13 protein-coding genes are annotated in these 19,410 nt (G+C 71.2%); 7 read left to right on the top strand and 6 right to left on the bottom strand.

The window, feature by feature from the left end:
* Positions 1-29: 29 nt before the first annotated feature.
* The 3 genes from OHN74_RS18395 to OHN74_RS18385 all read right to left on the bottom strand — a co-directional run bounded on the left by OHN74_RS18395 (position 30) and on the right by OHN74_RS18385 (position 4,199).
* On the bottom strand, positions 30-1,559 hold the full coding sequence (locus OHN74_RS18395) for an FAD/NAD(P)-binding protein (protein WP_327695637.1): 1,530 nt from the start codon (positions 1,557-1,559) through the stop codon (positions 30-32).
* Between the two features lie 95 nt (positions 1,560-1,654).
* Entirely contained in the window at positions 1,655-2,944 is a 1,290-nt protein-coding gene (locus OHN74_RS18390) for an adenylosuccinate synthase (RefSeq protein WP_327695636.1), read from the bottom strand.
* A gap of 73 nt (positions 2,945-3,017) precedes the next feature.
* Positions 3,018-4,199 carry an NAD(P)-dependent malic enzyme gene (locus tag OHN74_RS18385; RefSeq protein WP_327695635.1) on the bottom strand — a complete coding sequence of 394 codons (1,182 nt, stop codon included), beginning with the start codon at positions 4,197-4,199 and terminating at the stop codon, positions 3,018-3,020.
* Positions 4,200-4,415: 216 nt separating this feature from the next.
* Between OHN74_RS18385 and OHN74_RS18380 the strand changes: the two genes are divergently transcribed.
* Both OHN74_RS18380 and OHN74_RS18375 read left to right on the top strand, forming a co-directional pair.
* Complete coding sequence (locus OHN74_RS18380) at positions 4,416-4,574, top strand: hypothetical protein (protein WP_327695634.1); 159 nt, start codon at positions 4,416-4,418, stop codon at positions 4,572-4,574.
* Positions 4,575-4,711: 137 nt separating this feature from the next.
* Positions 4,712-5,992, top strand: coding sequence for a helix-turn-helix transcriptional regulator (locus OHN74_RS18375; RefSeq protein WP_327695633.1), 1,281 nt, complete (start codon positions 4,712-4,714; stop codon positions 5,990-5,992).
* On the opposite strand, the gene OHN74_RS18370 is transcribed toward OHN74_RS18375, so the two are convergent.
* Positions 5,943-6,434 carry a hypothetical protein gene (locus tag OHN74_RS18370; RefSeq protein ID WP_327695632.1) on the bottom strand — a complete coding sequence of 164 codons (492 nt, stop codon included), beginning with the start codon at positions 6,432-6,434 and terminating at the stop codon, positions 5,943-5,945. The two genes, OHN74_RS18375 and OHN74_RS18370, sit on opposite strands and share 50 nt — an antisense overlap.
* Before the next feature lie 74 nt (positions 6,435-6,508).
* Here OHN74_RS18370 and OHN74_RS18365 point away from each other — a divergent pair, with 74 nt between their 5' ends.
* From OHN74_RS18365 to OHN74_RS18355, 3 genes are all read left to right on the top strand, one after another.
* Positions 6,509-8,374, top strand: coding sequence for a hypothetical protein (locus OHN74_RS18365; RefSeq protein WP_327695631.1), 1,866 nt, complete (start codon positions 6,509-6,511; stop codon positions 8,372-8,374).
* A gap of 169 nt (positions 8,375-8,543) precedes the next feature.
* Positions 8,544-9,101 carry a GNAT family N-acetyltransferase gene (locus tag OHN74_RS18360; protein WP_327695630.1) on the top strand — a complete coding sequence of 186 codons (558 nt, stop codon included), beginning with the start codon at positions 8,544-8,546 and terminating at the stop codon, positions 9,099-9,101.
* 200 nt (positions 9,102-9,301) lie between these two features.
* Positions 9,302-11,761, top strand: coding sequence for a SpoIIE family protein phosphatase (locus OHN74_RS18355; RefSeq protein WP_443060560.1), 2,460 nt, complete (start codon positions 9,302-9,304; stop codon positions 11,759-11,761).
* 254 nt (positions 11,762-12,015) lie between these two features.
* Here the strand turns inward: OHN74_RS18355 and OHN74_RS18350 are convergent, their stop codons facing one another.
* Positions 12,016-12,918 (bottom strand): LysR family transcriptional regulator, encoded by a 903-nt coding sequence (locus tag OHN74_RS18350; RefSeq protein ID WP_327695628.1) that lies wholly within the window; start codon positions 12,916-12,918, stop codon positions 12,016-12,018.
* Positions 12,919-13,160: 242 nt separating this feature from the next.
* Between OHN74_RS18350 and OHN74_RS18345 the strand changes: the two genes are divergently transcribed.
* Both OHN74_RS18345 and OHN74_RS18340 read left to right on the top strand, forming a co-directional pair.
* Positions 13,161-14,099 carry a family 2A encapsulin nanocompartment shell protein gene (locus OHN74_RS18345; protein WP_327695627.1) on the top strand — a complete coding sequence of 313 codons (939 nt, stop codon included), beginning with the start codon at positions 13,161-13,163 and terminating at the stop codon, positions 14,097-14,099.
* The gene (locus tag OHN74_RS18340) at positions 14,074-16,086 is read left to right on the top strand and encodes a family 2A encapsulin nanocompartment cargo protein cysteine desulfurase (protein ID WP_327695626.1); all 2,013 of its coding nucleotides are present in this window, start codon (positions 14,074-14,076) and stop codon (positions 16,084-16,086) included. The genes OHN74_RS18345 and OHN74_RS18340 overlap by 26 nt, the downstream gene beginning before the upstream one ends.
* A gap of 152 nt (positions 16,087-16,238) precedes the next feature.
* On the opposite strand, the gene OHN74_RS18335 is transcribed toward OHN74_RS18340, so the two are convergent.
* A complete protein-coding gene (locus OHN74_RS18335) occupies positions 16,239-19,322 on the bottom strand; it encodes an FG-GAP-like repeat-containing protein (RefSeq protein ID WP_327695625.1) in 3,084 nt (1,027 codons plus the stop codon).
* Positions 19,323-19,410 lie beyond the last annotated feature (88 nt).

The raw sequence follows: 19,410 nt of genomic DNA, 5'->3' as shown, positions 1-19,410 counted from the left end.
TCTCCTGACGGTGGGTACGGCGGCCGGGATCAGGCCGCGGCCGGGCTGTCGAGACGGGTGAGGGCCGCCGCCACGGCGCTATGGGCGTTGGCGAGGTTCGTCTCGAAGGAGTTGGTGTAGAAGTGCACGCCTCTGGTGAGGGGGCCGATGTAGTGGGCGCGCGCGGAGAGCGAGCCGTCACGGCGCACCACGCGCAGGGTGTCGAAGTCGACGTCGATGCCTCCGAGCGGATGCGGGGTGATGTCGCCGCGCATCAGCAGGTTCTGGATGAGTGAGGAGTCGGAGCAATCGAGGGCGAAGCCGGTGCCGGTGGCGTTGACGAGCCACTCGACGTGGTGCGCGGCGCCGCCCGCCTCGATGCGGAAGGCCCGCGCGTCCTCGTCGTACGACACCGAGGTGAGGTCGCTGGCGACGGTGAAGGCGTTGTCGGTGGCCATGTCGAGCAGTCGGCGGGCGTTGTCCAGTGGCATGCAGTGGCGGAACATCGACCAGATCGACAGGTGCTCGGTCATGAAGGAGGCGCGGGCCTCGGGTGACATGCTGCGCCACACCAGCGGGACGATCTCGGAGGTGGCGTCGAGGATCGAGTACCAAAGGGTCTGCCCCTTCTCGGCGAGCTCGACGTCCTTGGCCAGCGTGTGGGTGAACATCTCCTTCGGGCGGGCCAGCACCCGCGTCCAGTCGATGGCGATCCCGAGACCGTCCTCGAGCTCGCGCCGGAACAGCTCGGCGACCTCGGTGAACTCCAGCTGCCGGGTGAAGTCACCGGTCAGCAGCCGCAGGTTGGCCTCGGTGACGTGCCGCAGGGTGTGCCGCACGCGCGGGCCCTGGACCTTGGGCAGGGAACGGCGCCGGGAGAAGCAGGTGATCGCGCCGCGGTGGCCTGCGGTGCGCAGCTGGAGCAGGGCGTCGACGGCGGTGAGGCTGGTGCCGAGGATGCCGACGGTGGCGTCCGGGCCGATGGCTTCCAGGCCCGCGCCCTGCCACATGGAGTGGACGTAGGTGGGGAGCTTGGTGAACTCCAGGTACTCCGTGGAGGGCAGGTCGCCCAGGCACAGGAAGACCCGGCCGAAGACGAAGTGGTCGAGTCCGGCGATGAGATGGACTCCGCGCTCGTCCTCACGGCAGTCGCTGACCACGGACTTGTGGGTGACGACCTTTATGCCGCGCTGCCGCGCCTCGGCGAGCGCGTCCCCGAAGAACTCCTGGAGGTACTCGGCGAACAACCGGCGCGGCACGTACTCCCCCGCGTCCGATGCCGACACGTCCTCGCGGCCGGCCAGCCAGCGCACGAAGTGGTCGGGGTCGTCGGCGTGCACACTCATGGTGGCGGCGCGCATGTTCAGCAGGTGGCAGTCGTGTGGCGTGCTGTAGGCGACGCCGGCGCCGAGGCGCTCCTTGGTCTCGAATATGTGTATCTCGGCTCCGGCCGCCCGGCCGCCTGCAACCAGGGAGCGGACGAGGGCGACGAAGACGCCGACACCGGTCGCTCCCATGCCGGCGACCGCGTAGCGGTGGTCCGCACCGGTCGTCCGCACTACCCCGTGTTCGACTGACATGGTGGTTGGGTCGAGCCTTTCGTCGTGAAGGGGCGGGACGATGTGAGGAGAGGACTTCCGGTGGATCTCCGAGGGGGCGCGGCGGGCCGGTCCGGTCAACGGCCGGGCCGCGGGCCGCGGTCGATCAGCTGGTCGCGCTCGGGGCCGACGGAGACGTAGCGCACGGGTGCGCCGACGAGCTCCTCGACGCGCAGGACGTAGGCCGCGGCGGCCGGCGGGAGTCGGTCGAAGTCGCGGATGCCGGTGAGGTCCTCGTCCCAGCCGGGCACGGTCTCGTAGACGGGCCGGGCCCGCTCCAGCAGATGGTTCATCGGGAAGTCGCCGGTCCGTCGGCCGTCGATCTCGTACGACGTGCAGATGCGCAGATCGGGCACGCCGCTGAGGCTGTCCAACTTGGTCAGGGCGAGTTCGTGGGCGCCCTGGAGGAGGACGCCGTAGCGGGAGGCGACGGCGTCGAAGGGGCCGATGCGGCGCGGGCGGCCGGTGTTGACGCCGTACTCGCCGGAGGCACGGCGCAGGGTGTCGGCCCAGTCTCCGTGCTCCTCGGTGACGAACGGGCCCTCGCCGACGCAGGTGGAGAAGGCCTTCATCACACCGGTGACGTGGGCGAGCCGGGCGCCGGGCAGGCCCGAGCCGACGGGGGCGTGGCCGGCCAGCGTGCTGGCGGAGGTGGTGTACGGGTAGATGCCGTACAGGACGTCGCGCAAGGCGCCGAGCTGGGCCTCGCACATGATGTGGGCGCCCCGCTGTTCGGCGCGGGCGAGCTCGGGCACCACGTTCCGCACGTACGGCCGCAGCCGCTCGCCGTACTCCAGGCCCCACTTGACCATGTCGTCGAGGCTGATCGGCGGCCGGTCCGGGTAGAGGCCGGCATGGGCGAGGTTCTTCCACTCGACGACCGGGGCGAGACGGTCGCGCAGCAGGTTCTCGTCGAAGAGCTCGCCGATCGCGATGGCCCGCTTGAGGTAGCGGTCGCCGTAGACGGGGGCGATGCCGCGCCGGGTGGAGCCGAAGGGGCGGTCGCCGAGCCGGTCCTCCTCCCAGGCGTCCTGGTCGCGGTGGAAGGGGAAGCAGACGGTGGCCCGGTCGGAGACCATCAGTCCCGAGGTGTCGATGTCGCGTTCGCGCAGCTCGGTGAGTTCCGCGTCCAGCGACTCGGGGTCCACGGCGGTACCGGGGCCGATCACGTTGACGGTGCCGGGCTGGAAGATACCGGAGGGGACGAGTCGGAGCTTGAAGGTGCCGAGCTCGTTGACGACCGTGTGGCCGGCGTTGTTGCCGCCCTGATAGCGGACCACGAGGTCCGCGTCCCGGGCCAGATAGTCGATCATCCGGCCCTTCCCCTCGTCGCCCCAGTTGATGCCGACGACGGCGTGCAGCGTCATGACGGTGTCTCGTTCCCTCGGTTGGTCGGTCGTGTGCGGTGGCCGGTCGGGTGAGCGGTCGGTCGTGCCCTCGTCAGACCCGGGCCAGCCCCTCCGCCCGGGCCGCCGCGGCCACCGCCTCCGTGACCGCGGGAGCCACCCGGGGGTCGAAGGAGTCGGGCAGGACACGGTCGGGCGTGAGCTCGCCGGCGACCACGTCGGCCAGGGCCCTGGCGGCGGCCAGTTTCATGGACTCGGTGATGCGCGGTGCGCGCACGCGCAGGGCGCCGGCGAAGATGCCGGGGAACGCCAGGACGTTGTTGACCTGGTTGGGGAAGTCGGAGCGTCCGGTGCCGACCACGGCGGCGTAGCGGTGGGCGCGGTCCGGGAGGATCTCCGGGTCCGGGTTGGACAGGGCCAGGATGATCGCCCCGGGGGCCAGCGTGGCGAAGGGCTCTTCGGCCATGGGGCTGCCGGACAGGCCGATGAAGACGTCGGCGCCGCGCATGGCGTCCGCGGTGGTGCCGGTCAGGCCACGCCGGTTGCTGGCCTTGGCCAGTGCCCGTTTCGCGGGGTTCAGGTCGTCGCGCCCCTGGTGGACGACGCCCTTGCTGTCGCAGGCCACGATGTCCCCGATTCCGGCGTCCAGCAGGATGCGTGCGACCGCGATCCCGGAGGCGCCGGCACCCGCGACCACGGCCCGCAGTTCGCGCAGCTCGCGGCCGGTCACCCGGGCCGCGTTCCACAGCGCGGCGAGCGTGACGACCGCGGTGCCGTGCTGGTCGTCGTGGAAGACGGGGATGTCCAGCCGTTCCTGGAGCCGGCGCTCGATCTCGAAGCAGCGCGGCGCGGAGATGTCCTCCAGGTTGATCCCGCCGAAGGCCGGGGCGAGCCGCGCCACGGTCTCGACGATCTCGTCGGTGTCGGTGCAGTCCAGCACGAGCGGCACCGCGTTGACCCCGGCGAGCTGCCGGAACAGGATCGCCTTGCCCTCCATGACCGGCAGGGAGGCCTCGGGGCCGATGTCACCGAGCCCGAGAACGGCGGTCCCGTCACTGACGACGGCCACCGCGGAGGACTTCCAGGTGTAGTCGTATGCCAGCTCCGGCCGCTCGGCGATCGCCGAGCAGACCCGGGCGACGCCGGGCGTGTACGCCAGGGAGAGATCCGCCGCGTCCGCCAGCGGTGTCGTGGCGACCACCGCGAGCTTGCCACCGCGATGGTAGGCGAGGACAGGGTCCTCGGTCGCGGTGGGAAGGTCGAACTGGCTGGTCATAGACGCCCTTTCGTCACGGCCGGTCGTTGGCGGGCACACCGCCGACCTTTGCGGGTTGCCTAACGCTACGAAGCACTTTCCAAATTTGTCAAGTGTTGTCAAACCTCGTGACCGATGACTACGGTTCCCTCGCATCCGCCGGCCCAAGGGGGGCGCCCGGCGCGACGACAGTCGCGAGGGCGGTGCCGTGAGGACACCCAAGAGAGATCAAGTCACGTGAAGAATGTTCTGCACCTAACAGCGACCCTGGGCCTCTCGGCCCTTCTGTCACTGCTCGGCGTCGAGGTCGCCGGGGCCGTCGCGGGGGACACCGGACGGCAGGTCACGGCCGTGTCGGCCCAGGCCGCGTCGTTGGACGACATCGACTGGCCGTAACCGGACTCCTCCCGGCCGTTCGTCACCCTGTAGAGTGGTTGCCACTCTTCGGCAACCCTTGCCAGGGCGGCGGACGGTCGGCCCGCTTCGGCCCGACCGCCGTACGACAAACGTTTCTACTGGGGTGGTGGCAGCGGATGCTGGAACAACCGGAGTTCGGTCGGCGCCTGCGGCAACTGCGCCTGCAGCAGGGCAAATCGCAGGCGGACCTCACCGGTGCAGGAATGTCGGCCACCTATCTGTCCCGACTGGAGTCCGGCGGCCGCCCGCCGACGCCCCGCGCGGTCGGTTACCTCGCCGAACGGCTCGGAGTGCCCGTCGCCTCGTTCGAGCAGCCACCGGCGAGCGACCTCGGCGACGTCCTGGCCACCCTGTACACGCTGTCCGGGAGCGAACGCGACGCCGAACTGCGCGTCATGCTCCAGGGAGCCCTCGCGGAGCCCGGCACCACCGACCAACAGACCCGCTGGCAGGCCCTGGCCCATCTGGCCCGCCTGCACGGCGCGCTCGGCGACTACGCGGAGGAGCGCGACACCCTGGGGGAGCTGCACCGGCTCAGCGACGCCCTGGCCCGCCCCGCCCTCCAGGTGCACACTCTCATCCGGCTCGCCCGTTCCCTGCGCCATCTCGGCGACGTGGCCAAGGCCCGCAACCTCGTGTGGGAGGCTCTGCGCCTGTGTGAGCAGCACCATCTCCAGGTGCCCGCCGCCGATACGGCCCGCAGCCGGCTGCTCCTCGCCTCCACCGAGGCCGAACTGGGCAACCTCGCCGAGGCCGCCCGGCTGAGCGGCGAGGTGTGCCACACGCTGTCCCGGACCGACGGGGCGCTCGCCGCGGAGTCCTTCTGGGTCGCCGCCACCGTGCAGACCAGGCTGGGCCAGTACACCCGGGCCGCCGAACTGCTCCGGCAAGCCCTCGCCGCGCTCGACAGCCATGAGGACCTGACGCTGTGGATGCGCCTGCGGCTTGCGGCGGCGTCACTCGCACTCCAGACCGCCCCGCCGCGCGTGGAGGAGGCCGCCGTCCGCCTCCGCGAGGTCGAACCGGCGCTGGACCTCGTCGGCTCCCCACTGCACCGGCACGAGTTCCAGTTCCTGCACGCCCAACTCCACTACCGGCAGGGCGACCTGGCCACCGCCGAGGCGATGTGCGGCCGGGCCGAGGAGGGCGCCAACCTGTTCACCTACCGTGACCGGGTCCGGCTGGAGGCCCTGCGCGGCCTGCTCGACATCCATTCCGACCTGCCGGGCGCCCTGGACCGGCTGCGCAAACTGGCCACGACGGTACAGGAGGCCGGCCTGCCGGACCTGGCCGCCGAGATCTGGCGCACGGTGGCGGAGGGGTCGGCACCCCCGGCCGCAGGGCGCGTCACGGCTCCTGCCGTACCCCCTCGATCACCCGGTGGAGTACCTGGGTGAGCGCGTCGACGTCGGTCGTCGTGTCCGAGCCGGAGCGCCACTGGGACTCGGGTTCGAGTCCCGACGGCGGCTCCAAGGTGAACTCCGGTGGTTGGCCCGTTTCCACACCAAGGGATTCCAGGAACGGCAGGTACGCCGCCTCGACCCGCCGGGCGGCACGGCGGACATATGTGCGGACGTCGTTCCGCGGTTTGCCGTCGTAGACGTCGGTGAGGAAAGCGGTGGGCCTGACGTCGAGGAAGACGTCCTGCCAGGGATAGCGCCTGCGCGCACCGGGCGGCCCGATGACGGCCCAGGCCCAGTGCGGCGCCAGCAGTGCGGTGGCAGGGCCCTGTGTCGATTCGCCCGTGCGGGCGGCTCGGACGACGACCGCGCGTTCGCTCCCGCTCATGGCCTCCCACGCGACGCGGGATCGCTCACGCATCCACCGCTGATCCGACATCAGGACTCCTCACGCCTACCGGTCATCGCGTCTCGCACATGGGCGACAGGTTCCCAGGCCGCATAATCGCTCAGGTGAGCGACCTTCCCGTTCCCCTTCCGCCCGGAGCCGCACCCGCGAGTGCTCCTGCCTGGCTGTCCCATGACACGCTCCGCTGGGCGGATCTCCGGTTGCCGCGCTGGGCAGAGCCCCGGTGGCCGGTACTGGCTCTTGTGGTGACCGTGATCGCGGCGATGGTCCTGGAACCGGAGCGGCCCTGCACGCTGGCGGACCCGTGCGGGCCGGACTGGCTGGGCATGATCCAGATGGGCCTCGCTGTCGTACAACTGCTCTGGTACGTCCGGCTGCCGGAACTCGCACTCGTCTCCGGACCGGTGCTGGCGGCCGTCGTGGCGATGGAGGAGTTCCCTCTGTCCGCCGCCTCCGATGCCGCCAACACCGCAGTGATCGTGGCCCTCGCCTTCGGATGGGCCGCGTCGTGGCAGCGGCTCGCTCTTCGCGGGCGGCAGCGGCGACTCGCCGAACTTGCCACAGCGGGGGCGCGGCACCCGCTCCCCGAAGACATCGGTCCGCTGCGCCGAGGGTGCGTCCCCGTCGCCGCCGGGCTCGTGCTGTGCGCCGTGGCAGGCCTGGCTGTCGGCCTCGGCCTGCGGGGCGTTCACGAGGACGAGCAGCGGGCCGCGAAGGCGGAATCGGTGTCGGCCGTCGTCATCGGTCATGGCGAGGACACGCTGCGAGTCCGTGCCTCGGACGGCACGAAGCGCACCGTCGACGCCGCCTCCCCCGAGGACTACGACACCGACAGTGCCGTGACCGTCCTGTCCGACGGCGACTGGAGCCGCCTGGCCGCCGAACCGTACGACGCCTTCGGCTGGCAACTGCTCACCCTGGCCGCCGGGTTGCCGGGACTGACCTTCCTCGCCACGGGCGTCCTGGCACGCCGCCGGGCCGCCGCGCTGCGCCGTGGGCCGACTCCCGTACTGCGGGTGCTGCAACGCGTGGACCACAACGTCGACACCTGGCTCTACGCCGCCGACGACACCGCCGGCCGTACGCCACTGCTGCGCTGCCTGGCCTACCCGGACCTCGATGACCGGGCCGGGGCGGGCGGCCCCCCTTTCGACAAGTACGAGGACGGGGACGAAGTCGAGGACGAGGACGAGTATGAGGACGAGCCCACTCTCGACACCCGACTGCGGGAGGCGGTGCTGTACGGGCCGCCTTGCGACGCCGGGGAGTTGGTGATCGTCACCGCAGGGCCGGACGGGGAGCGGGTGGTCCTGGTCACCACCGGTCCGGCGCGGTTGCCGAAGGCTGATCAGCGGCCGTTGCTGGAAGAGCCTGTGGAGGGTCGCGTCGACCGGCGGGATCCGGCGCTCGTGGAGCGGACCGCGGTGTCGATGCGGCCGGTCGACCGGCCGGTGCGCTGGGGCCCGGGCCTGTTCACCCGGTGCGTGGCGCTGTCCGGCGTGGTGTTCGTCGCGGCTGTGATCAAGTTCGGCCTGGACGACGTGCGGGCGGATGGCCTGGGATGGCATGTCCTGCCCCTGCTGGGGCTGGCGTTCACGCCGGGAGTGCTGGCGATCCTCCTCAACTGGCGTGTCACCGCCGATCGTTCGGGGCTGTGGCTGGCCGGGGCGTACAAGGTCCGCCAGGTGACCTGGGAGGAGCTGGGCGCGGTCGCCTGTACCGACGGTGTCCTGGAGATACGCCGGGCCGGCGGGGAGACCTGGTCGCTGTCCCTGGGCTGGCCCTGGATGGAACGCCGACTGCGCCTGCGCCCGTCGTATGTGAGAGCCATGGAGGAGATCTCCGCCATGCACGCCCACCCCGAGCTCCGCCCCGCCGACGAGAGCCCGGCGCGCGACCACGGCCTTCCGCTCGGCCCGGTGCTGGCGGTGCTCTGCGTTCTCTGGGCGGTCGCTCTCCTCATCCTGTGACCCTCGTGCTGTGACCGGGAGCCGTCAGCCCGTGGACGGTGCCGGAGCCCGGCCGCTCCACAACTACCGGGCCCTGTCTGCTCCGAGGCGTACCGCGACGGGCGTCCCGCATAAGCTCGGAGGTGGCCGGGCAGGCTGACTGCCGGGCGGCACGGGCGAGGGGACTGGTATGGGCGAGGTGTTCTTCCGCCGGTTGAGTCGGTGGCAGGCCGATGGCGACCGGGAGGAGCTGGCGGACCTGTACGTGGCTGCCTACGAGGAACCCCCGGGCGAGGAATACCGCAACCGGGAACGCTTCCTGGCCAGGCTCGCGGAGGATGTCCAGCGGCCGGGCTTCGACATGGTGGCGGCCGACGACCAGGACGGCGATGACGACGAGCCCGCGGGTATGGCGTACGGGTATCCGCTGCACCGTGACGGCTCGTGGTGGCGGGGATTCGTCGGTGTGGTTCCCGACAAGGCCGAGGAACTGACCGCCTCCGGGAAGGTGTTCGTCGTCGGAGATCTGATGGTGCTGCCGGAGCACCGTCGGCGCGGGATCGGCAGTCGTCTTCAGGAGAGGCTGCTCGCCGCAGGTGACGCGGAGCTGGCGGTCGTCCTGCTCGACCCCGACAACGCGGGGGCGCGGGCCGCGTTCCGGGCATGGGGCTGGGAAGGGCTCGGCGAACTCCGTCCGGGAACCGGGGACGCCGTCCTCCAGGTGCTCGCCCGCGCACTGCCGGACTGAGGTCCGGCCGCCTGCCTCGCCCGTACCGCTGAGCTGCTCCGCCGCCCTGGCCTGTTCGCGGGCGCTCCACTCCCGGTTTTCCGGTGGCGCCGAGGGCACGGAGCAGGGCGAGGCCCATGGGCGGTCCGGAGAAGAGCAGTGGCGGGCGATACGCAATAGAATGTCCCATATGCCATCCGCCAGATGGGACGGCTTTCATGATGTTCCCCAAGGAGGTAACACCGGACGGAGTGCATGGACCGTTCGAGATGGCGAATGTGGCCGCTGCGGTGATCGACGCGAATGGCATGGTCATCGGCTGGACAGGGGCCGCTGAGCGGCTCCTGGGATACGGCGCGGCTGAGGTTCTCGACCGCCCCGCCACCACCTTGCTGGCACAGTCCGAAGACGCCTCACGGGCGGCCGAGGTCGCCGAGGAGTGCGGGACCCGGGAGAGCTGGGGCGGCCTGGTGGGCGCCCGGCACCGTGACGGCCACCGTGTCGAGGTCGGGCTGCGGGTGACCGCGATGTCGGACACCGACGACCGCAGGACCTGGCTCGTGACCGCGATCGACGTGTCGAAGGCTCCGACCTGGGCGGTCAGCGGGCAGGTGCTGGAGGGTTTCCTCACCCGCTCGCCCCTCGGCATGGCCGTGCTCAGCCCGGACCTGCGGTACGTGTGGATGAACGACACCCTGGAGCGCTACGGCGGTGTGCCGCGCGACAAGCGGCTCGGGCGCCGGATGTCGGAATCGTTGCCCGGCCTGAACACCGAGGCGCTCGAAGCGCAGATGCGGCGGGTGCTGGAGACCGGCGTGCCGGTCATCGACTACGAGTACCGGGGCTGGACCTGGGCGGATCCCCACCAGGAACACGCCTACTCCACCTCCTTCTTTCGGCTAGACGACCCGGACGGCAACCCGCTGGGCGTGTGCTATATGGGCATGGACGTCACCGACAGATGGCGGGCCCGGGAGCGCCTGGCCCTGCTCAGCGAGGCCAGCGCCTGCATCGGGGGCACGCTGAACGTGATGCGGACCGCCCAGGAACTGGCCGACTTCTCGGTGCCGCGGCTCGCCGACTTCGTGACCGTCGATCTGCTGGAAGCGGTGCTGCACGGCGACGAACCCGGTTCGGGGCCGGCCGACAGCGCGTATCTGGTGCGGCGTGCCGGGCAGCAGTCGATCCACGAGGGCTGCCCGGAGTCGGTGATCGCCACCGGCGACTCGATCGACGCGCCCCGGTCCTCGCCGTACTTCGAGAGCATGGTCAACTGCGCCTCGGTGCTGGAGCCGTTCCTGGACGCGACCACCGCCCCTTGGGTGCAGGAGGACCCGGCGCGGGCCAGGAGCATCGCGGAGTTCGGGATGCACTCGGTGATGTGGGTGCCGCTGTCCGCGCGCGGCACCGTGCTGGGGGTGGCGACCTTCATCCGTATGGAGCATCCGCAGCCGTTCGAGGAGGACGATCTGCTGCTCGCCGAGGAGCTTGTCGGCCGGGCCGCGGTCTGGGTGGAGAACGCCCGCCGCTACACCCGTGAGCACACCGCGGCACTGGCCCTGCAGCGCAGTCTGCTCCCGCAGGGGCTGAACGGCGGGACCGCCATGGAGGTGGCCTCGCGCTATCTGCCGGCCGACGCACGGGAAGGGGTGGGCGGCGACTGGTTCGATGTGATCCAGCTGTCCGGCGCCCGGGTCGCCCTGGTCGTCGGTGACGTCGTCGGGCACGGCCTCAACGCCGCGGCGACCATGGGCAGGCTGCGTACCGCCGTTCTGACGCTCGCCGACATGGACCTGCCCCCCGACGAGCTGCTGGCCCACCTGGACGACCTGGTGATCCGTCTGGCGGAGGAGAAGGGCGGCGACGACGAGCCCGTCGCCACCGCGGTACTGGGCGCCACCTGCCTCTACGCCGTGTACGACCCGGTCACCCAGTTGTGCACCATGGCCCGGGCCGGACATCCGCCGCCCGCCGTGGTCACCGCCGGCGGCAAGGTCACCTTCCCGGACCTTCCGGCGGGCCCTCCGCTGGGCCTCGGCTCGTTGCCCTTCGAGTCCGCCGAGATCTCCCTCCCCGAGGGAAGCCTGATCGCCCTCTACACCGACGGTCTCATCGAGAGCAGCGACCAGGACATCGACGTCGGGCTGTCCCGCCTCAGCGACGTGCTCGCACAGTCCGGCCTGCCGCCGGAGGAACTGTGTTCGGCGGTCGTGAACAATCTGCTGACCGGCCCGCAGACCGACGACGTCGCTCTGCTCCTGGCCCGGCCGCACGCGCTGGGCGCCGACCGGGTCGCCTCGTGGGACCTGCCGACGGATCCGGCGATCGTCGCGAGCGCCCGGGAGCTCGCCGTCCGCCAGCTCCTCGGATGGGGACTGGAGGACCTGGTGATGACCACGGAACTGGTGGTCAGCGAGCTGGTCACCAACGCCATCCGGCACGGCACGGGACCCGTCAGGCTGCGCATGATCCGGCACGACAGGCTGATCTGCGAGGTGTCCGACGCCAGCAACACCTCGCCCCGGATGGGCCATGCGCGGACCACCGACGAGGGCGGCCGGGGGCTGTTCCTGGTCGCCCAGCTGACCCGCCGTTGGGGTACGCGCTACACCCCGGCCGGAAAGATCATCTGGGCCGAGCAGGACCTCCCGGGGCGGGCGGGCGACGCGGGCGGGCGATGACGGATCGACTGCTTGAGCGCCCCTCGGGCCCGGCACCCTCCAACTCGCGGACCCGCACGGCGACATAGCGGTAGCCCGTTCGGCCAGGACGCGCTGGTGCGCCGTCGGGGCGGCGTCGGGGCGACGGTGGCAGTGGGCGGCACGCTCACCGCCCGACGCACGCGTACATGGGGGATGATCCGGCCGCCCCCGCCCCGCCCTCGCCGTTCAACGGGCGACGGGCACTTCGCGAGCGGGCCGGTCGGCACGTGCTGTCAGGACGGCCAGTCCGGTTCGGCCAGGGTCGCCTTGAGCGCGTCGAGGAACACCTGGGCGGGTTGGGACGCGGGCGGTTTGCCGTACACGGCGGCCACGACCTGTCTGCGCATGCCGGGGATCCGGTCCAGCCTGACCCCTGGGTGCCTGTTGGCGAGGAGGGTGAGGCCGGGCAGCAGACTCACGCCCAGGCCGGCCGCGACAAGCGCCTGTACGGCGACGTAGTCGTCGGTCTCGAACTCGACGACCGGCGAGAAACCGGCCCGTCCGCAGGCCGCGATGAGATGTTCGCGGCAACGTTCGCAGCCGGCGATCCAGCGGGTGCCGGCGTAGGTCGCCAGCTCCGCCCGGGGGCCGTCCCAGGTGCGGTCCGCCGGTGTGACCATGTACAGCGGCTCGTCGAGGAGCGATGTCATGGTGGTGTCGCGGCGGTCGCGCTGGGGCGGGTCGCCGTGCTCGAAGATCAGCGCCACGTCGACGTCGTTGTTGCGCAGGGCGCTGAGCGCGTCCGGGGGTTCGGCCTCGCGCAGGATGAGCTCGATGCCGGGATGCTCGGCGGTGACACGGGCGGCGGCGAGTGGCACCAGGGTGGCCAGCGCCGAGGGAAAGGCGGCCAGGCGGACCCGGCCGGTGCGCAGCCCGGCCAGTTCGTCCAGTTCGGCGTGCACCGACTCGACCTGTTCGAGGATCGACTCGGCACGGTCCACCAGGAGTCGGCCCGCGTCGGTGAGCCGGATACCGCGCCCCATCCGCTGCAACAGCGGTACGCCGACCTCGGCCTCAAGCTTGGCGAGCTGATGGCTCACCGACGGCTGAGCGTAGTGCAGGGCCTCGGCGGCAGCCGTGATCGAACCTTCACGGGCGACAGCCACCAGCACGCGCAGTCGACTCAGGTCGATCATCCGCGAATCATAGCCAGCTTCGATGACAGCCTCGAAAACACGCATTGGTCCGCTACCGCCGCCGCTGGGAGGGTGGGTGGGAAAGTTCGTGCGAGAGATTTCGACCGCGCACTTCCTCGTGTACTTCGTGCACTTCCTCGTGCGCAAGCCCGCGCATGTACCCGCGCGCGTCGCCGTCGATGTTCTCGCCCCCCATCGCATGACGCGTGCCCGTCTCTCGGGCGCGGAAAGGAGATGCCGGAATGACCACGGCTGTGAATCCACCGTCGCGATCGATGTCGGTGAGCGACAACGCGGCGCGGACCCTGGCGAACGCCACCAAGACCGTTCCGCAGATGGCCTCCATCACGCCTCGCTGGCTGACGCACCTGATGTCCTGGGTGCCGGTCGAGGCAGGCATCTACCGGGTGAACAGGGTCGTTCACCCCGAGTCGGTGCAGATCGAGTGCGACACCAATGACGAGTCGCCGCTCCCCGACACCTTCGTCGACTACTCGCAGGAGCCCCGGGAGTACCGGCTCAAGGCCGTCCAGACGGTCCTGGACCTGCACACCCGGATCGCCGACCTGTACTCCAGCCCGCACGACCAGACCGCACAGCAGCTGCGGCTGACCATCGAGGCGGTGAAGGAGCACCAGGAGGGCGAGCTGATCAACAGCCCGGAGTACGGGATGCTGAGCAGCGTGGCGCCCACGCAACGCATCTCCACGCTGACGGGGCCGCCCACGCCGGACGACCTGGACGCCCTGATCACGAAGGTGTGGAAGCAGCCGGCCTTCTTCCTCACCCACCCGGAGGGGATCGCCGCGTTCGGCAGGGAGTGCACCCGGCGCGGTGTTCCGCCGGCCACGGTGAGCATGTTCGGCTCGCAGTTCCTGACCTGGCGCGGGCTGCCGATCATCCCCTCGGACAAGGTCCCGCTGGAGAACGGGAAGACCAAGTTCCTGCTGCTGCGCACCGGTGAGTCGCGCCAGGGCGTGGTCGGACTGTTCCAGCCCGGGCTCGCGGGCGAGCAGGGGATGGGGCTGTCGGTGCGCTTCATGCAGATCGACCGCAGTGCCATCGCCTCCTACCTGGTCTCCCTGTACTGCTCGCTCGCGGTGCTCACCGAGGACGCGCTCGCCGTGCTCGACGACGTCGAGGTGGACAAGTTCCATGACTACGCCCCCAGCTACCGGTAACGAAGCCGCCCCGGCGTGGCTGCCGGACGAGGCGACGCTGAACCGGCTGGCCGGGGAGTTCTTCCGAGCTCTCCCCGGGCAGTCGCCGGACGCAGAGGCCCCGGTCTTCGACGGCCTGCCGACGAGCTCACAGGTTCCGGTGCCTGAGGGTTCGTCGGGCGGTCCGTCGGCGGGCACGCGGTCTTCGGTTCCCGACGTCCCGCCGACGGGCACTCGGGCTCCGGCCCTCGGCGGGACGTCGGGAGCCGGCCGGGTTCCGGTGCGCGACGGTTCGTCGGCGGGCACGCGGGCTTCCGGGCCCGACGGCTCGTCGGGGTGGCCGGTACCGGCCGGTCTGCCGGCCGCGGATCCGCCGCCTGGGGCGCCGACCGCGGGGATGAGCCCGCCGGCCGGGCCACCGCCGACCAGCGCCCCCGCCGCCTACGCGGCGAGTGCGCCCGGCCTTGCCGGACCCACCCCGGGGCTGCCTGCCCTGCCGGTGACGCCGGTGGCACCCGGGCCGCCGGCCGCCGCACCGATGTCCGCACCGGCCCAGCTCGCGGGCCCCGGGCAGTTCTACTTCCTCAATGAGGCCCCCGGGTTCCCCGCCGAGGCGCCGGGGCTTCCCGGCTTCGGGCATCTGGGGCTGCCACCCCTGCCCGATCCCGCGGCACCGACGGCGACGACCGCGCCGTACTACTTCGTCCAGGAGGGCAGCGCACCCGGCGTACCGGGCGCACCCGGCGCACCGGTGGGGCTGCCGCTCGACCAGCATCCGGCGTTCGACGTGCGGGCGGTCCGCCGGGACTTCCCGATCCTGTCCGAGCTGGTCAACGGCCGTCCGCTGATCTGGCTGGACAACGCCGCGACCACACAGAAGCCGCAGGCGGTGATCGACCGGCTCGTCGAGTTCTACTCGCGGGAGAACTCCAACATCCACCGGGCGGCGCACGAGCTGGCCGCCCGGGCGACGGATGCCTACGAGGGTGCCAGGAAGACCGTCGCCCGGTTCATCGGGGCGGGCTCCGCCGAGGAGATCGTGTTCGTCCGGGGCACCACCGAGGCGATCAACCTGGTCGCCAAGGCATGGGGGCCCAAGAACCTCCGGGCCGGTGACGAGATCGTCATCTCCTACCTGGAGCACCACGCCAACATCGTGCCCTGGCAGATGCTGGCGCAGCAGACCGGCGCCGTGATCAAGGTGATCCCGGTCGACGACTCCGGGCAGCTCCTGCTCGACGCGTACACCGACCTGCTGTCCGATCGCACCAAGCTGGTCGCGGTCACCCAGATGTCCAACGCGCTCGGCACCGTCGTACCGGTCGAGAAGATCATCGAGCTCGGGCACCGGGCCGGGGCACGTGTGCTGGTCGACGCGGCGCAGTCGATCCCGCATCTGCCGATCGATGTCAGGGCGCTGGACGCGGACTTCCTGGTCTTCTCCGGGCACAAGCTGTTCGGGCCGACCGGGATCGGGGTGCTCTACGCCAAGCGGGAGATCCTGGAGGACATGCCTCCGTGGGAGGGCGGCGGCAACATGATCGCCGACGTCACCTTCGAGCGGGCCGTCTATCAACCGCCGCCGAACCGCTTCGAGGCGGGCACCGGAAACATCGCCGACGCGGTGGGGCTGGCCGCGGCCATCGACTACGTCGAGCGCATCGGCCTGCCCAACATCGGCGCCTACGAACACACCCTGGTCGAGCACGCCACCGAGGGCCTGTGCGGGGTGCCCGGGCTCCGGCTGATCGGCACGGCCCCGCACAAGGCGAGCATCGTGTCGTTCGTACTGGACGGCTACGAACCCGCCGAGGTGGGCACGGCGCTCAACGAGGAGGGCATCGCGGTGCGTTCGGGCCACCACTGCGCGCAGCCGATCCTGCGCAGGTACGGCGTGGAGGCCACCGTCCGGCCGTCGTTCGCCTTCTACAACACGCACGAGGAGGTGGACACGCTGGTCGCGGCGGTCCATCGGCTCGCGGACCAGCGAGGCGGGCGCCTCCGCTAGCCCGCGCTTCCCGGTCAGGACCGGGCCCGCGAAAGTGCCTTCCGACGAGGACGGCGGAGACCTGTCCAAGGTCTCCGCCGTCCTCGTTCGGAAGGCATTTCTCCGCGTCAGCGGGTGACCGCGACCGCGTCGCAGCAGCGGGGCCCCGCGTCTCAGTAAAGGCCCTTGTACGCCTGCCAGCCCGTCGCGATCCTCGTACGGGGCCCGAACGACCCCTTGCCGTTGCCGGAGTTGCGCCACACGTTGCCGGCCGTGTCCCGGGAGACGATGTCCGACCTGGCATCGCCGGTGATGTCGCCGATGCCGATGACGGCGTTGTAGTTCGAGCCCCAGTCGGCGGCGACCTTCACCCGCGCGCTGAAGCCGCCGGTGCCGGTCCCCTCGTACCGCCAGAGGGTGTTGGACGTGTCCTGGGCCAGCAGGTCGCCGTGGCCGTCGCCGTTGAGGTCGCCGACGCCCACGATCTTCTTGTAGCCCGACCAGTTCGCGGCGATGCGGACGCGTGCCGCCAGCCTGTTCCCGCCGGCCCCCTTGTAGAGGAACACCTCGCCGGTGGACGCCTTGCGTGCGATCAGGTCGGGGCGGCCGTCGCCGGTGATGTCGCCCGGGTAGGTCAGCAGGTTGTACTGGTTCCAGCCCTTGCCGAACGAGGTGTACGAGGTGCTGGTGGTGAAGGTCCGCGCGTGTCCGGTCCGGTAGGCGCGCAGTTCACCGCTGGTGTAGCGGACGAGGATGTCGTTGTCGCGGTCGCCGTTCAGGTCGCCGAACGGGACCAGGGTCACCGTCGAGGGCCAGCCCGAGGCCGACATGGTGGTGCCGAACGCGCCCTTGCCGTTGCCCGGGATGTAGCTGATGACACCGGACGGCTTGAGGCCGACGACGTCGCCGATGCCGTCGGGCTCCCAGGAGTTGTTGATGTAGTCGTGGCGGACGGGGACAGCGGTGGAGATGTTCACCGTGCGTGACATCGTCAGCGCCGCTCCGGAGCCGTCGGCCGGCGGGGCCGTCAGCTTGAACGTGTAGGCGCCGTTGGGCACCAGCACGCCCGCGCTGTCGCGCAGGTTCCAGCGGACCGTCGGCGCGCTGTCCGCCTCGCCGCCGGTGTACGTACGGATCAGGGCACCGGTGGCCCTGCTGGTGATCGTGGCCTTCCAGGAGGCGGCGGGCCTGCTCAACACTCCGCGCCACTGCCACCACGGGTTGGTGTCCCCGTCGCCCTCGTGCTTGTTGTCGGTCGCCTCGGACTCGACGAGGCCGAGCGGCTGGGGCGCGACCCCGCTGGGCACCAGGTGGATCCGCCGGTCCGCGTCGACGTAGGCCGCCGGGCCGCCGAACTTGTCGACGGTCCAAGTCGCCCCACGCAGACTGGAGTTGCCAGCCGCCAGGTCGCCGATCTTCCGGGTGGCCGCGCTGCCGTCGGCGAAGTCGGTGAGGAGAAGGGCTCCGGCCGAGGTGTCGTGGCGTACGAGATAGCCGTCGCCGAGGAGCGCCTCGCCGGACGGCACCGGGATGTTCTTCTTCGTCGTACGGTCCCAGACGCCGGCCGAGGCGGTCGGGCCGCAGGACCAGTAGAGCCAGCGGCCCACGGCCTGGAGTTCCTTGGGCGTGCAGGGGGCGCCGGTGTTCACGGTGTCGGTGGTCTTGTTGGTCCGCACGTCCCGCGCGTTGACGACACCCTTGGCGGTGCCCGGGGTCCACAGCGTGGCTCCCCAGACGGAGGCGGCGGTGACGGAGCGGGTGAGGATGGGCTTGAGGTCGGTGTAGACGCCGAGGTCGCCGACGTACTGCTTGGCGGGGGAGGTGCCGTTGACGATCGCGTAGCGGCCGGTGGCGTCGAGGACGGTTCCGGCGGTCGAGGGGAAGAAGAATCCCGCGCTGTCGGTGGCGTCGAGGGACTGGACCGACGAGCCCGGCCCGTCGGGGGCGGAGTCGGGGTGGACCACCAGCGTGCGCCCGTCCCCGGTGGAGTACGGGCCCGTCCTCCCATAGGTGCTGAACATGTGCCAGGTCCGCGGGCCCGCCGAATAGGACGTACCCGTCGTCGAGATCCGCCGGGTGAAGAAGCTCGGGTAGGCGCTGCTGTCGGCCTCGTCGGTGGCCAGGTTGCCGTTCTGCAGCGACAGCCGGTCGATCTCCGCGGCCACCGGCGGAACGGCGGTCACCTCCGTCAGCGTCGGTGTCCCTGCCCCCGTGTCGGAGAGCTTCCGTACCGCCCAGTGCGCGGAGTCGGTGCCGCCCGCGACCAGGAGGCCGCCGTCGGGCGTCGGGGTGACCGACGTGTTCGCGTGCCGGAGGAGGGTGAGCGCGTCGCCGCCCGCCAGCGGAACGGCCATGAGCGGTCGGCCGGACACGTCGCCCAGGTCGCTGGAAGCCGGCGCGGAACGGGCGACCACCAGCCAGCGGCCGGCGATGCCCACATAGGGGTTGCCTCCGGTGCCGGGCAGGGGCACCGTCGTCTCGGCGGCCGAGAGGTCGGCGCGGTCCAGAACGTGGGCGGTGGTGACGGTGGCGTACCACACCAGCCGGTCCGCGCTCAGCGCTACGGCCGTCGGAGCGGCGGACACCACCACGTCACCGGTGACTTTCGCGGCGGCCAGGTCCACCAGCGCCAGGTGCCGTTGGCCGGCGAGGGCGTAGCTGATGACAGCGGTGCCGCTGTCGCCGCCCAGGACGGTGAAGTTGGCGGTGATTCCGGTGGGCCAGCCGTCGACCGTCGTGCCTTCGGCGGGCGCCCCGTCTCCGTACAGCCACAGCATCCGGTTGCCGGCCGTGTCCCGGGCCTGGGCCAGTACGTGTCTGCCGTACGTGCCCCAGTACGTGCCGTGGGTGATCGCGACGTCGGTGCTGGTACCGGCGGCCATGTCCCGCAGGACGACCTTCTCGGCCGACGAGACGACGTCGGTCACGGTGTCGGACGACGAGCCGAGGTACGCGGCCGACTCCACCCGGGGCAGTTCGCCCAGCTCAGTGGTCGTACCGGTGCCGTACGAGGTCCAGAGGTAGCCGGACCGGCCTTCCTGCGCGTGGAGGTAGCCGCTCGGACCGGCGGAGTACAGGCGGTCGTGGCGCGGGACGTACCGGTCCGACTGGAAGACGGTGTCCGCGCCGCCTGCGGCGGCGGTGGTCTCCGCGCCCGCCGGGACGGAGAGCGGGCCGGGACCGGCGGTCACGGTGAGAACCGCGAGCGCGGCTATGAGGCCACGGGAAGCGGCAGCGGTACGGCGGCGACGGGCCAATGCGGGTCTCCTGGACAGCGGCTGGACGGAAAGAGATGGTCCAGCCCCCCGGCTGTCCCCCCATGACAACGGTCACGAGACTAACAGC

The sequence above is a fragment of the Streptomyces sp. NBC_00459 genome (assembly GCF_036013955.1).
Classification (GTDB): Bacteria; Actinomycetota; Actinomycetes; order Streptomycetales; family Streptomycetaceae; genus Streptomyces.
Note: the sequence above shows the minus strand (reverse complement) of the source record. Positions and strands in the feature narration are given on the sequence as shown.